Annotated in this window: 11 protein-coding genes; 4 read left to right on the top strand and 7 right to left on the bottom strand. The window is 67.3% G+C overall.

All coding sequences use genetic code 11. The annotated features are described in order from the left end of the window. Positions 1-9 precede the first annotated feature (9 nt). Entirely contained in the window at positions 10-1,335 is a 1,326-nt protein-coding gene (locus CQ034_RS10660; protein WP_105711024.1) for a VCBS repeat domain-containing M23 family metallopeptidase, read from the bottom strand. 330 nt (positions 1,336-1,665) lie between these two features. Here CQ034_RS10660 and CQ034_RS10655 point away from each other — a divergent pair, with 330 nt between their 5' ends. Further along, a complete protein-coding gene (locus tag CQ034_RS10655; RefSeq protein ID WP_105711169.1) occupies positions 1,666-3,057 on the top strand; it encodes a cell division initiation protein in 1,392 nt (463 codons plus the stop codon). Positions 3,058-3,142: 85 nt separating this feature from the next. Here the strand turns inward: CQ034_RS10655 and CQ034_RS10650 are convergent, their stop codons facing one another. From CQ034_RS10650 to CQ034_RS10635, 4 genes are all read right to left on the bottom strand, one after another. Beyond that, positions 3,143-4,315, bottom strand: coding sequence for an acyl-CoA desaturase (locus CQ034_RS10650; protein WP_181156284.1), 1,173 nt, complete (start codon positions 4,313-4,315; stop codon positions 3,143-3,145). Positions 4,316-4,409: 94 nt separating this feature from the next. Then, on the bottom strand, positions 4,410-4,694 hold the full coding sequence (locus tag CQ034_RS10645; RefSeq protein ID WP_146114833.1) for a hypothetical protein: 285 nt from the start codon (positions 4,692-4,694) through the stop codon (positions 4,410-4,412). A 201-nt stretch (positions 4,695-4,895) separates the two neighbouring features. Beyond that, entirely contained in the window at positions 4,896-5,864 is a 969-nt protein-coding gene (locus CQ034_RS10640; RefSeq protein WP_105711022.1) for an intradiol ring-cleavage dioxygenase, read from the bottom strand. Positions 5,865-5,943: 79 nt separating this feature from the next. Next, positions 5,944-7,086 (bottom strand): low temperature requirement protein A, encoded by a 1,143-nt coding sequence (locus CQ034_RS10635; protein WP_105711167.1) that lies wholly within the window; start codon positions 7,084-7,086, stop codon positions 5,944-5,946. A 351-nt stretch (positions 7,087-7,437) separates the two neighbouring features. Between CQ034_RS10635 and CQ034_RS10630 the strand changes: the two genes are divergently transcribed. Genes CQ034_RS10630 through CQ034_RS10620 form a run of 3 tightly spaced genes read left to right on the top strand, consistent with a single transcriptional unit; the run spans position 7,438 to position 11,298 of the window. Then, a complete protein-coding gene (locus CQ034_RS10630) occupies positions 7,438-8,964 on the top strand; it encodes a sugar transferase (RefSeq protein WP_105711021.1) in 1,527 nt (508 codons plus the stop codon). A 4-nt stretch (positions 8,965-8,968) separates the two neighbouring features. Beyond that, positions 8,969-10,165 (top strand): DUF1972 domain-containing protein, encoded by a 1,197-nt coding sequence (locus tag CQ034_RS10625; protein WP_105711020.1) that lies wholly within the window; start codon positions 8,969-8,971, stop codon positions 10,163-10,165. Then, positions 10,162-11,298, top strand: a complete 1,137-nt coding sequence (locus CQ034_RS10620; RefSeq protein ID WP_105711019.1) for a glycosyltransferase family 4 protein — start codon at positions 10,162-10,164, stop codon at positions 11,296-11,298. Before CQ034_RS10625 ends, CQ034_RS10620 begins: the two co-directional genes overlap by 4 nt. Positions 11,299-11,326: 28 nt before the next feature. On the opposite strand, the gene CQ034_RS10615 is transcribed toward CQ034_RS10620, so the two are convergent. Together CQ034_RS10615 and CQ034_RS10610 are read right to left on the bottom strand one after the other, a co-directional pair. After that, positions 11,327-12,661 (bottom strand): lipopolysaccharide biosynthesis protein, encoded by a 1,335-nt coding sequence (locus CQ034_RS10615; RefSeq protein ID WP_105711018.1) that lies wholly within the window; start codon positions 12,659-12,661, stop codon positions 11,327-11,329. 10 nt (positions 12,662-12,671) lie between these two features. Beyond that, the coding region (locus tag CQ034_RS10610; RefSeq protein ID WP_181156283.1) for a right-handed parallel beta-helix repeat-containing protein at positions 12,672-14,413 on the bottom strand (1,742 nt) is incomplete at its 5' end.

The raw sequence follows: 14,413 nt of genomic DNA, 5'->3' as shown, positions 1-14,413 counted from the left end.
GGGCCGCCGCTACTCGATGGCCAGGTGGTCCGCCCAATCGGCGCTGATCAGGGTGCGTCCGCCGAACGTGCCGTTTCCGAGGCCCGGATACAGGTAGAGCTGCCCGGACGCGGTGCGAGCGAGCAGGTCGGCATGACCGTCGCCGTTGTAGTCGACCCCTCCGGTCAGTGCGGTGAACTCACCCCATCCGGATCCGACCACGCGCATCGCGCGGAAACCTCCGGGCACTCCCGAATAGAAACGGAGGGCGCCGTCGGTGGCCACGGCGATGATGTCGCCGCTGCCGTCGTTGTCGAAGTCACCGCCGACGAGGAAGTGGAACCCCTGCCACCCTCCGCCGAGGGAGATCTGCGGTCCGCCGAAGGCACCGGCGCCGTTTCCCCGGTAGATCGTCAGAAGACCGGTCGCGGAGACGCCGATCACGTCCTGCTTGCCGTCCCCGGTGTAGTCGGCACCCGAGGTCACATGCAGCAGCCCGTACCAGTTTTTACCGATGCCGACGGCCCTCGCGAATCCCCCTGCGCCATTGCCGGCGTAGAACTCCAGATCACCATCGGATCTGGTCACGAGGATGTCGGCCTTGCCGTCGTTGTTGAAGTCCGCATGGGTGATGTGTCTGCGGGATCCGCCCCAACTGCTGAAGACGGTCTTAGCCGCCCCGAAGCCGCCGCTACCCGTGCCCGCACGCAGCCGCAGGTCACCGTTCCCCGAGACCGTCAGCAGATCGGCCTTCTTGTCGCCGGAGTAGTCGGCCGAAGCGACGCCCGGCGCCTGTCCGGAACCGAGCCCGGGGAAGTACAGCGGGAGAACGCCGCCGCGGGCGACGTTCGACAGGCAGGTGAACCCGTTGTTGATCGCGGTGTACACCGCACCGTTCAGCCGCACCTCGAAGTGCAGGTGGTACGCGGGAGAGTTCCCGGTGTTGCCGACGACACCGATCTGCTGCCCGCGGGCGACCCGGGTGCCAGGCGCGTACATGCCGGGCGAGGCCATGTGTGCATACCGCGTGACGTAACCGCCGGGATGCTCGACATCGGTGTAGTTGCCGTAGCCGCTGTTGGCGGTGCGGGACTTGATCACTCCGCCGTAGGAGGCCACAATCGGCGTGCCACCCCCGCCGCCGATGTCGATGCCGTCGTGCGCACGGTAGTTTCCTCGACAGCCGTCGCCGACCTTCGATTGGATGTTGCCCGAGGACGGATACACCATCTGATCGTTGACGGCAGCAGTCGCGGAGGTAGTCGCCGACAGGGACGGTGCCACTGCTCCGATCACGACCGCGAGCACGGTGGCGATCCCGATGCGGGCGAGGCGCACGCGGGACGGTCGCTTCATCTCGAAGTTCTCTCTTGCTCGGCGGCCCCAAGGACGTGATGCCCTCCGCCGTCACCGTACCAGGGCTGCGCGATCCTTCCGCGAACGCCGCCGAGGAACCGGCGGATCCGTCTTCACCCACGGTGCACCGTGCAGCTGCCCGCTGAAACCGCACACCCAACATTCGGCCTCCGCAACTAGGCTGGGAGGCACGCCCCGCCCTGCCGGACCTCCGCCGGGTCACGGTCGTGGCGTGAGCCCAGACGACCTCCTCCTCCGGTCGCACGATCCCGTCCATCGGGATGGAGCCGCAGCTCCGCCGTGTGGCCACGCCAGAAAGGCATGAACCTCATGAGCGAATCCTCCGGAACCGCCGACCGCGACGGCGAGCGCTCGCCGGACTTCTTCGACCAGCTGATCGAGACCCCGCCCCGTGACCAGCAGGGCGCGTTCACCGTGGGCTTCCGCGGCTACGACAAGGGAGAGGTCGACGCCGCGCTCGCGGCCCTTCGCAACCAGCTCAAGCAGGCCGCCGCCGACGTCGCCGAGGCGCAGGCCCGCGAAGAGGAAGCCGTCGAAGCGGTGCGCGAAGAGGAGCGCAAAGCCCGCGAAGCTCTCGAGAGCGAGCTGACGGCGGCGAACGCAAAGGCATCCGATGCCGAGCAGCAGGTCGCGACTCTCACCTCCGAACTCGTCGACGCACCGCAGCCCGACGGCGAAGAGGCTCCGTCGCGCCAGCAGTTCGAGGCGATCCTGCGGGTCGCCGAGGAGCAGGCGAACGTGCTCATCCAGAACGCCGCCGTGCAGGCCGACCGTCTGATGACCTCCGCCCGCGAGGAGGTGACCGCGCAGCGTGCCGAGGCCGAGGCCGACGCCGAGCGGATCACCGCCCAGGCGCAGCGCGACGCCGACCAGGTGCGCCTGAAGATGGACACCGAGTACACGGCACACGAGGCCCGCATCGAACGCGAAGCCGCCCATGCCGCAGAAAAGGTCAACCAGGCCGCTCAGGAGGCCACCGCGATCCGTACCGAGGCCGAGAAGGGCGCAGCAGCCCTGCGCTCCCTCGTCACCCGCGAGACCACTCAGCTGCGCGCCGACGCCGAGCGCGACGTCCGCGACATGAACGCCCGCGTGCTGGAGTTCGAGGAGACGCTCACCCGCCGCCAGGACGACGCGCAGCAGGAGTTCCTCGTGCTGCACAACCAGGCCGTGGCGCACGCCGAGCGGATCACCAACGACGCGAACGAGCAGGTCTCGGCATCGCTCGAGCACGCCCAGCGCATCTCCGCTCGGGCCGAGGACTACGAGCGCCTGACCCGCTCGCAGGCACAGGCCATCGAAGCCGAAGCCCAGGTCCGTGCCCGCGAGACCCTCGAACGTGCCCGCGCGAAGGCCCAGAAGATCGTCGACTCGGTCACCGGGCACACCACCGCGGTGTTGCACGACGCCGAGGACCGCACCCGTCAGCTCCGGTGGCAGCAGCAGCAGCTGTCGAGCTTCATGGCCGAGGTCAAGGAGCTCATCCGGCCCGACGGCATCTTCTCCGACGGCTCCCTGCCCACGGAGATCACCGGCGCGGATGCACCTGCCGCCCCGACCCCCGCGGAGGCTGCCGCAGACGAGACGCCGGAGGACACCTTCCTCGGCGATGAGGTTCTCGAAGACGAACTCGACGACGACCGCCCGCTTGAGAAGATCACGATCGACGTCGTGGAGACCAAGAAGAAGTCTTCCAAGTAGACGCACGAACGACAGAGGCGCGAGCAGGATTCCTGCTCGCGCCTCTGTCGTTGCCGGACTGATCAGGCCCGGTGATGTCTGAGGGCTACGGCCGCCCGAACTGCGCCACTGCAGGGCAGTCGAAGGGGTCTGCGCCGGCGGAGAGTCCGACACGGTTCAGGTACTCGATCACGATCATGTACGAGCGGCCGAGGCTGGTCTCCGTGTACGGCACGTCGTTCGCCGCGCAGTAGTCACGCACGATCTCGCGCGCCTTCGCCAGGTGCGGTCGCGGCATGCTCGGGAAGAGGTGGTGCTCCACCTGGTAGTTGAGGCCGCCCATGAGCCAGGTCGTCCACCATCCACCGCTGATGTTGCGGGAGGTGCGGACCTGCTTGGTGAAGAAGTCGAGACGGGCACCGGGCTCGATGATCGGCATGCCCTTGTGGTTCGGTGCGAATGCGGCTCCCATGTAGACGCCGAAGACGGCCATCTGCACGCCCATGAAGGCGAATGCCATACCGAGCGGAAGCATCATGAACACGGGAACGAGGATGAGGGCGAATCGCAGCGTGATGATGCTGAGCTCGGTCCAGCGACCCTTCACGTTCTTCGTGGTGAGGAGGTACTTCAGGCCGAGGAAGTGGAGGTTCAGTCCCTCCAGCGTGAGCAACGGGAAGAAGAGCCAGCCCTGCTTGCGGGTGATCAGTTTGATCAGGCCCTTCGCCTTCGCGGCGTCCTCTTCGAGGAACGAGATCGTGTCGACCTCGATGTCGGGGTCCTTGCCGACCTGGTTCGGGTTTCCGTGGTGCTTGGTGTGCTTCGAGTCCCACCACGAGTAGCTCATGCCGATGCTGGCGATGACGATGCGGGCGAGCTTGAAGTTCGCCGGCCCTGTGGTGAGGATCTGACGGTGCGCGGCCTCATGTCCGAGGAATGCGATCTGCGTCAGGACGATGCCGAGTCCCGCGGCGATGAGCAGCTGGAACCAGCTGTCGCCGAGCAGGATGAAGCCCGTGATGAGGCCACCGAGGGCGACGGCGAGCCCGGCGGCGACGAAGACGTAGAACCACTGCGTGCGGCCGAGGAGTCCCATCTCCTTGACGACCTGGGACACCTGCTTGTATGCCTTGGCCATCGGGGGGAAGTCCGCGTTGCCGGAGTACGTCTGACGAATCGGACCCAGCGTTGCCGCGGTCGGTTCGATCTGTGTGATGGAGATGATCTTCTCCTGACGATCGGAGCCCTTGAGCTGTGGAAGCCCAAGGCAGTTGCCCAACGCTTACCTCACAGTAGCCCTGCCCGCATGCGCCTTCGGGAATACATCCGCACCCCTTGACGGACCGCTTTCAGTGTGCGTGAAGCCCTTGATTTCAGGCGCGAGCGCGGCGCGTCTTGCGCCGCCATGCCCGCGGAAGGATCGGGGCGAAGGCGGATCCATTCCGCGTGGGCGCGTGCGCGTCCTCGAGTGCGCGGAACGCATCCTCGAGGGCCTCGAAGGCACCGAGATCGTCGCCGTGGTTGTCGCGTACGAGGTGCGTGGTGCCGTCGAACTCGACGAAGCCGGCGAATTCGCCGGCACGCGTCGCGACGTGCACATCGGTGTCGGCCTGCTTCCAGGTCAACGGATCTGATGGGGGAAAGGTGGTCGTGCTCATGGTGATGCTCATTGCTGTGTGGCGGACACGCGTCGGCGCTCCGCAAGATGTGAGATCGAGGCGGATACCGCACGCATCGATGTGCGCGGTCCTTTACGGCCCTGATCAGTGGCGACGTGGCGGCCGAAAGGGGCGAAGCACACACGTTGCATGATCAGCATAGCAGACCATGCTCCGGCCTCGAAACTGCCCGTGTCGCGGTCAGTTCGCCGGGGGCTCCCCGCCGCCTCCCGGTCCTCCCTCGCCACCCCCGGGCGCGGCGCCGGCAGTGGGTGTCGTCGTCGTGTCGACGCCGACCACCAGGGAGGCGGCGTAGCCCGCCGAAACGCTCCCGCTGACCGTCGCGACCTGGAGGGCACCGGCGTCGTCACCGAACACGTTGTCGCTCGCGAGCGTGATCTGCGCGAGGTTCCGTGCAGATCCGTCGTACGCCGACTCGGCGTATACGGCCGAGCAGGCCGCCTGCGGAAGGGCCAGCTGCGACGTGGCGATCGCCGTCGTCGAGTCGGTGATCGACGCGTCGTCCGGGTAGATCTCGAAGTGGATGTGCGGCCAGCGGCCGGAGTAACAGCCGGGGAAGACGGAGGTGAACGACACCGTGCCGTCGGCGTCGGCCACCTGCACACCACGCAGGTACGTGACGTCTTCCAGGCCGGAGGAGTACATCGAGTATTCGCCCTGAGCAGTGCAGTGCCACGCGTAGACCGCAACCCCGGCGAAGGGAACGCCCCCGTTCGCGAGATCGAGGATCTGCAGCTCGAAGACGAGCGGCACGCCGTCGGCGGTCGCCGCTCCGTCGATCGACGAGCGGATGTCCTGCCGTACGATGCCCGAGTCCTCGAGCACGTCGGGGCCGTTCGACCCGTCGCCCGGATAGGGCCCCGCCGTCTCGTCGGGGATCTCGGTCACGCTCGCCGAGCCCGCATCACCGCCGGGGGAAGCAGTCGGTGGGGGGGTGCTCGACGCGCCGCCAGAGGCCGCCGGCGCGCAGGCCGCGAGCACGACGGCCCCCAGGCCGAGACCGGCGAGCCCCAGGACGCCCCGCCTGCTCATCAGCGTGCGGATGTCGAATGCGGCGCCCTGGTCGACGACCTCTTCATCGACGCGGTCGAGCAGTCGCCCCTCGTATGCGGGGCCGTCGGGGGTCTGGGTGGGTTCGGGAATGCTCATTATCTGGCTCCTCTCGGGCGGACCGGTGATGGTGCGTCACCATGGTCCCCGAGCACCTGATCAGAGCCCTTTGCTCGGCCTATGTCTTGTCTATGTGCTCCCGCACCACCGGCGGACGGACCACGAGCACCACGACGATGCCGACGAGGATCAAGGCGGTCAGCGTCACCGGGATCGGGAGCACGGGGTCGAGCAGCACCAGGACCGCCCCCAGAGGGACGACGGTGTTCACGACGCGGTCCGCGTTCTCTCGAATCGCGATCCACCAGATGCCGATGAGGAAGATCGCGATCGGAATGGTGACCGTGAAGGAAGCGGCCAGGTTGGACAGATGGCTCTCCCCCGTCAGCACGTCGATCTCCACTTCGATCCCCGCGGAGAAGGCCGCGGCAGCCGCGAACACGAAGTAGTGCGTGTAGCCGTAGCGGAGCGACCGGCGGAAGGTCGTGATCGCGCGGTGATGAGGAGGCCAGAAGTAGATCCACCAGAGCGACGCCGTGACCACGAGGGTGAGTACCGCGATCGCGATCAGCGGGCCGAGGGACTCGACCTCGTCGAGCGCATCGATGATGGCATTCGCCGATGCGAGCAGGCTCTCGCCGAGGACGATCAGCGTGAACAGCCCGTACCGCTCCGTGATGTGATGCGGATGCCACGGAGTCTGCCGGCGGTACTCGGCGAACACCGGGACACCGATCTCGATGAGAGCGATAACCACGAATGCGGTCAACTGCAGGGATCCGGTCGGGATGAGAAGGAAGAGGATCCACAGCACCTGCACCGCCGCGATGCCGAACGCGTAGCGTCGCGTCGCCGAACGCAGTGTTCCGGCGGAGCGCGAGGCGCGCAGCCACTGCGCGACCATCGCGACCCGCATCACGACGTAGCCGAGCACCGGAACCGTGAAGTCCCCCTCGACGAACGCGCCCGGGATGCCGGCGGCGAGAACGAGGACTCCACCCATCTGGACGAACGTCGTCACACGGTAGAGCCAGTCATCGGTGTCGAACGAGGTGGCGAACCACGTGAAGTTCATCCACGCCCACCAGATCGCGAAGAACACCATCGCGTAAGACGTGACGCCGTGCAGGAAGTCCCCGTGACCGAGCGAGTGATGCAGCTGCGCGGAGGCGATGCTCACCGCCACGACGAACACCAGATCGAAGAACAGCTCGAGGGTGCTCGCGGTGCGATGCGGCTGTGCGGGATCGCGTGGCGACATCGTGCGGAGCCGGAAGCGCGAGGCGGTGGATTCGGCGGTCACCGCCACAGAATAGCGCTCGCCCGACACCCGTTCGGAGGCCGGTTTCATCCATTCGTAAGAAATACTTCCGATTCATAGGGAGGTTCCGCTACAGTAAGAAAGTCTGCAGTGCCTGCTGTCAGCGATCACCGTGTGGGACGGTGAAAACGCCCTCCGTGATGTGGGAATCACAGAGAGTTTCAGCAGGACCCGAGGGGTCGGGACGCAGACGAATGCCGTGAACGTGGGGTTCATGGTCTGGGGAAATCTGGGGAATCAAATGACGCACTGGGGAATTCTGCGTACATTCACGGCTCAAGGGGCCTCGGCATGACTTCCGTCGAGGATGCTCTGAGCATCGCTCGTACGGGCTTCGTGCCGGTCGCGGCTCCGCGAGCCACCAAGTCGGTGACGCGCACGGTGGTCACACCGCGCACTTCGGCGACCTTGGAGAGGCGCCGACAGTGGGAACGTCGCTACCGGATCCGGCTGCGGCTGACGGATGCAGCCGTCATCCTGTTCGCCGTCGGTCTGGCGGCAGCAGTCCAGCTGTCCATCGGTGTCTCGGCGATCGAGGTGCTGAGCGGCGCCGTTCCGCTCGCCGCTCTGTGGTACCTCATGCTGAGCGGGCTGCACACGCGGGACGCCGCGCTGTTCCGCGCGAGTGCCACCGAGTACCGAGGCGTGGTCCACGCCAGCGGGCTCGCCTTCGGGATCATCGCCATCGTGGCGGTGCTGCTCGCATGGGAGTCGATGCAACCGATGCTGCTGCTGGGGCTGCCCATCGGTGTGTTGACTCTTCTCGTGACCCGGTGGATGTGGCGCCACTGGCTGCAGACGCAGCGTTCGCACGGGCGGTTCGCCTCCCGGACGCTCGTCGTGGGCAACCGGGACGACGTCGAGTACGTGGTGCGCACGCTGCACCCGATCGGGGCCTCCGGTTACCAGGTGGTGGGCGCGACGCTGCTCGACGGCAACGCGCGTGACATCGAGGTCGGCGACACGAGGTTCCCGGTTCTGGGGAACGTGAACTCCGTGTCGTCGGTTGCCGCCGAGGTCGGTGCGGACACGATCATCGTGGCGAGCCGCCCCGAAGGCGAGCCCGAGTTCGTGAAGCAGCTGAGCTGGCAGCTCGAAGGGACCGCTGCCGAACTCGTGCTGTCGAGCCGACTCACCGATGTGGCTGGTCCGCGCATCTCCTTCGCCCCCGTCGAAGGACTGCCCCTCATCCAGGTGCAGATCCCGCGGTACGAAGGAGGCCAGCACCTGCTCAAGCGCGCGCTGGACGCCGCAGTGGCGACTGTGGCGCTCATCCCGATCGCTCTGCTCGCCCCGGTGCTGGCGCTGCTGATCAAGCTCGATTCGCCGGGACCGGTCTTCTTCTTCCAGGAGCGGGTCGGCCGCGACGGACGCCGCTTCAAGATGGTCAAGTTCCGCTCGATGAAGACCGACGCCGAGCAGCAGCTCGCCGCGCTCAAGGCACAGAACGAGGGCGCCGGCCTTCTCTTCAAGATGAAGGACGACCCGCGCGTCACCCGTGTGGGACGAGTGCTGCGCAAGCTCTCGCTCGACGAACTGCCGCAGTTCTGGAACGTCCTCGTGGGCGACATGAGCGTCGTCGGGCCCCGCCCGCCGCTGCCGAGCGAGGTCACCGCATACGACGGCACGGTCTTCCGCCGCCTCTACATCAAGCCCGGGATCACCGGTCTGTGGCAGGTCTCCGGGCGCAGCGATCTCTCCTGGGACGAGAGCGTGCGACTCGATCTGCGGTATGTCGAGAACTGGTCCGTGATGAACGATCTGCAGATCATGTGGCGCACCGCCAAGGTCATGGTGCAGCCCAGCGGGGCATACTGATCGGATGAGCAATTCGAACCGCCTCACCATCGCGATGGTGGGGACCCGAGGAGTGCCCGCGGCTTACGGCGGATTCGAGACGGCGGTCGAGGAAGTCGGCCGCCGTCTCGCGGACCGCGGTCACGACGTCGTCGTCTACACCCGCGGATCGGAGCGACGGGAGAAGGAGTACCTCGGCATGAGGGTCGTACACCTTCCTGCCGTTCCCGTGAAGCAGATCGAGACGCTCAGCCACACCGGGCTCTCGGCGCTGCACCTCGTCTTTCGGCGCCGTCCTGATGCGACCTTCGTCTTCAATGCCGCCAACTCGCCCTTCCTCCCGCTCCTCCGCATGCGTCGCGCCCCCGTCGCCCTGCACATGGACGGACTCGAGTGGAGGCGGTCGAAATGGGGCCCGCGCGGCAGGGCCTACTATCGCTGGGCAGAGCAGTTCGGCGTCCGCACCGCCGACGCCCTGATCGCGGATGCGCCGGGGATCGCCGACTACTATCGCCATCAGTTCGACGTCCCGACGGAGATGATCCGCTACGGCGCCCCGATCCTCGAAGAGCTCCCCGAACGCGGTGTCGCCGAGATGGGAGTCACGCCGGGCGGCTATCACCTGGTCGTGGCCAGGTTCGAACCCGAGAACCACGTGCTGGAGATCGTCGAAGGCTATCGTGACAGCGACGCGACGCTGCCGCTCGTCGTCGTCGGGTCGGCACCGTACAGCGCCGGATACACCCAGGAGATCCAGCGCGTGGCGGACAGCGACGACCGGATCAGGCTCGTCGGCGGCGTATACGACCAGGAGTTGCTCGACGCCCTGTACGCGAATGCGCTGACGTACCTGCACGGCCACTCGGTGGGTGGCACGAACCCTTCCCTCCTGCGCGCCATGGGCGCCGGAACGGCAGTGATCGGCTTCGACGTTCCCTTCAACCGTGAAGTGCTCGACGGCAACGGGTGGTTCTTCACCGACGCCGCCGACGTCGCAGCTCAGGTCGTCGCGGCGGAGGCCGCCCCGGACCTGACCGCCTCACGGGGGAAGACCGTGCAGGAGATCGCGCGCACCCGGTTCCGTTGGGACGATGTCGCGGACGAATACGAAGCGCTCGCGCGCAGGCTCGCGGAGGGATCGAGCATCCACTCCTCAGCTCGACAGGCACGTCGGCGCACCACCGATTGGTCGCCCACTCCAGCGGATCCGGCGACGCGATGAGCGGCGACGGAGACCAGCGCACGGTCCTTCTCGTACACCCCGGCGCCGAACTGTTCGGCTCGGACCGCATGTTGCTCGAGAGCGCGATCGGCCTCGTCGCGGCGGGCGCACGGGTCGTGGTCGCACTGCCGAGCTCGGGGCTTCTCGTCCCGGAACTGCGCGCGGCCGGTGCCGAAGTCGTCATCCTCCCGATGCTCGTCCTGCGCAAGGTCCTGCTGACCCCGCGCGGACTGCCCCGCCTCTTTCGCGACACCTTCCGGGGTCTCGGAGCAGCCTGGCGCCTGATCGGCCGGCTGCGCCCCGACGTCGTGTACGTCTCGACGATCATCATCCCCCAGTGGCCGCTGGTCGCCCGGCTGAGGCGGACCCGCTCGGTGAGCCATGTACACGAGGCCGAGGCGTCGGGCAACAAGCTGGTGAACGGCATCCTCTACTCCCCCCACCTGGCCTCTGAGCGCACGATCGTGAACAGCCGGTTCAGTCTCGAAACGATCCGCACCGCGCTGCCCGCTCTCGCCCGTCGCTCACACGTGGTCTACAACGGCGTCGCCTCGCCTCCGCAACCGATCTCACCCCGTCCACGCATCGAGCGGGCCCTCCGTGTGCTCTACATCGGTCGGCTGTCTCCGCGTAAGGGTCCGGACCTCGTCATCGAGGCAGCCTCGGCGCTGCACACCACGGGTCGCGAGGTCGAGGTCACGCTCCTCGGTGCGGTCTTCGAAGGATACGAGTGGTTCGAGCGCGACCTTCGCGAACAGGCCGCAGCGGCGGGCGTCTCCGTCGACTTCGCCGGCTTCCACTCCACGATCTGGCCGTTCCTCGCCGAAGCGGATGTGCTCGTCGTCCCGTCCCGCGTCGACGAGCCGTTCGGGAACACCGCGGTCGAGGGCATCCTCGCTCTGCGCCCCGTGATCGCGAGTGACAGCAGCGGGCTCCGAGAGGCAGCGGGCGGCTACGCGACCGCTCAACTGGTCACCCCAGGCGATGCGGAATCGATCGCCGCCGCGCTGACCGACATCCACGCGCGGTGGAACGAGATCGTGTCGACCGTCGCGGACAGCCGCGCGGAGGCACTCCGCCGCCACGCGCCTGACGTGTATCGCGCGAGCATCACGGCACACGTCCTGCCCTGACCGGCTGCGGCAGCGCGCGGACCCCCGTCTACGCGACGTCGTCGCTGGGCTGCGGCACCGATTCCTGGCTGCCGACGGTGAGCCGGGTCTTGTGCCGCACGATGTAGATCGAGAACGGGATCAGCTGGCACACCAGCAACGCGAACGCGACGCCGATCAGAGGTCCGGCGATTCCGAGCACGGGCGTCAGGACGAAGGAGAGTCCGATTCCCACAGCGGCCATGCTCAGGGTGGGGATCACCTGGAAGCGGATGCCGGGCTTGTCCATGATGAACATTCCCAGCGGGTACACCGCCGCGGTCATCATGATCATGAGACCGAAGGCGAAGATGGTGCTCGGACGCACCGTCAACTCGCCCTGCGTGATGAATCCGAAGAGCCACGGTCCGACCAGCCAGACCATGACTGTCGCGGCAGCGATGGCGGCGGCGAACAAGGCGGAGAGTAGGAACGGGCCACGCCGGAGACCGCCGTCGTGCCGCATTCGAGCGAAATGCGGCCACAGAGCCAGACCACCGGCCATCACCAGCCCGTTCAGCGCGAAGAAGACCTGTCCGGCCACGCCGTATTCGGCGACATCGGTCGGTCCGCCGAGCTGAGCGATGACGTATCGCTGGGATCCCACGGCGATAGGATACGTCACCATCTGCGCGAGCATCGGCCAGCCGACGTCCATCACGCGCACGCCGGGAAAACGTCGCGGGCGCAGAACCATCCGCACGGCCGACGGGATCAGGGGCGACGTCGTGCGCGCCGTGATCAGGATGCCCAGCACCGACACGAGGAAGGAAGCAGCGAAGGAGGCGACGGCGACGAAGGAATGGAGGTTCTCCCCACCGAACGTGAGGATCAGCCATACACCCGCCATCGTGAGCGGCGAGATCAGGCCCTGGAGCAGGATCACGACGTGGTTGCGACGCTGTCCGAGCATGATGCGCACCCAGACGCCGAGCGGGATCCCCAGGCAGAAGATCGTCACGCAATAGAACGCCGCCAGTGACGCGCCGGGGCGTCCCCCGGCCTCTCCGAAGACCAGCTCCCAGGCGCCGGTGAGGACGAGGAAGGTGTTGATCGCCATCGCGCTGGCCGCGAACATGAGCAGCACACGTCCGACGGAGGTGAGCTGGTATCTCAGCTTCTCATCGGTGCGCACGTCGTCGCTCGTCGCGACGGCGTTGACCAGGACCGCCCCGCTGCCGAGGTCGGTGAACGTCAGCAGCGAGGGGATCGTGGTGAGCAGTGTGTAGAGGGCGAAGCTGTCGACGCCCGCGCCTCCGATGATCATGCGCGTCGTGAGAACGCCACAGACAAGCGCGATGACCATCGTCAGCGCGCGGGCGCCGACAGCGAGAAGTGAACCCATACCTACATCGTCACCGCTGCTGGGCTCCCAGTGTCGCGCTGTTGGCGGGGAGTCGCGATACCGAGGCGATATCGGCCGGCACCGGGACCCCTGCGGCCGCCCGGGTGGAGAGCAGCGTGAACCCACCGTTGACGACGCTCGCGCCCTCGACGAACTGCGATCGACGGTCCTGCCCGGTCGCGGCGGTGAAGGCCGCGAGCGTGTCGGCGACCGCGGGGTCCTTCGACGCCGCGCCCCGGGACCATGCCGAGAACCATCTCGGTGTGCCCGGCGCCGTGCGGTGATACAGGTTGCCGTCGATGCTCGACACCATCTGCGCGCCGGTGAATCTCAGCGAGTAGTCCTGCACGCACACGAGGCAGTTGCCGGCGCTCTCCGCGATGACATTGTTCGATACAACCGTGTTGCGCACGGTCCACGGCGCCAGCGGCGCGTATCTCGTCCGGGGGTCGTGGCCCGCCGCGTTCGGATCGGAGGCGCTGCGCGCGTCCTGCCCGATGCTGATGTTGCGGTTCGCGTTACCGACGAAGGTGTTGTTCCAGATCTTCACGTTCCCGGAGTTGAGTACGAAGAGCCCGAAGTCGCCGTTGCGCGCGATGATGTTGTCGGCGACGACCGCACGCTCGGACAGCTCGACCATGACGCCGTGCCCCGTGTTGCCGATCACGTCGTTGCCCGTGAAGGCGATGTCGACGACGGACTCGTCGAACCACGGGCCTCGCCCGTTGTTGGCGGTGAACGCACTGTCGGCCACCGTCACCTTCTGAGTTCGCGTGACCTTGAAGGCGCCCGACACCGGAGAGTGATTGAAGCCCTCGGAGTTGTTCCCCGTCGAGAGCATCTGCGTCACCTTGAGCCCGTCGGCCTGCGAGGCTCCTCCGCCGAGCAGTCCGTTGCCGATCAACGACACCCGGGTCAATTTGGTGCGCGGAGACCACGAGTAGAAACCGGTGGTGGAGTTGTCGCGGATCGTCACATCGGTGAGCGACACGTCGGCCGCCGCCGCGATCACCGTGCCCATCTCGGGGACGGAGGTGGCATATCGACGCACGCCGATCCCGCGGATCTCCGACCCGGCCGAGCGGATCGAGAGGGCCTGCGAGAGCACGCTCGCCTCGACCGCCTTGCCCGTGGGGTTCGTGCCGATCACGAGTCGCTTCGCCGCGTCGTCGACGAAGAAGGTCCCCGCCTTCACCTGCGCCGCGGTGCCGACCTCGCGCAGCTGCGCGCCTGCCACCCAGACCTGGTCCGGATGAGCAGCCATCGGATGCGCGGGGTCGATGAAGCGCCAGTCGGCCTGGGTGTAGTCGGGGGCGCCCTTGGTGTAGGTCGGGCTCGAGTCGAGCTTGGTCGTCCAGCCGTCGACCACCCAGGTGCTTCCAGAGGGCTTCCACCCGGTGACGGGCTTCGCTCCGTCGAGCCAGACCGCCTCGTTCGACGCCGGCTGGATGGTGACCTTCTTCTGCGGCGGGATCACGATCTGCTCGTGGTAGGCACCTCCGCGCAGAACGATGGTCCCCCCGTTCGGGACCAGGCGCAGCGCGGCTTCGATCGTCCTGACCGGCGAGTTCTTGGTGCCGGCAGCGCCATCCGAGCCCGTGGGCGCGGCATAGATCGCCGTTGCCGGGGCGTCGTAGGAGAGCGAGCCCGGGATTCGTGCACCCGGCTCACCGCGCACGCCTGCCGGCGTCCCGGGAGTGACGGGAACGGGCGCCGGCACAGGGGTCGGGGCAGGCGCGGGGGTCGGCGCCT

The organism is Microbacterium sp. MYb45 (assembly GCF_002979655.1).
Taxonomy (GTDB): Bacteria; Actinomycetota; Actinomycetes; order Actinomycetales; family Microbacteriaceae; genus Microbacterium.
Note: the sequence above shows the minus strand (reverse complement) of the source record. Positions and strands in the feature narration are given on the sequence as shown.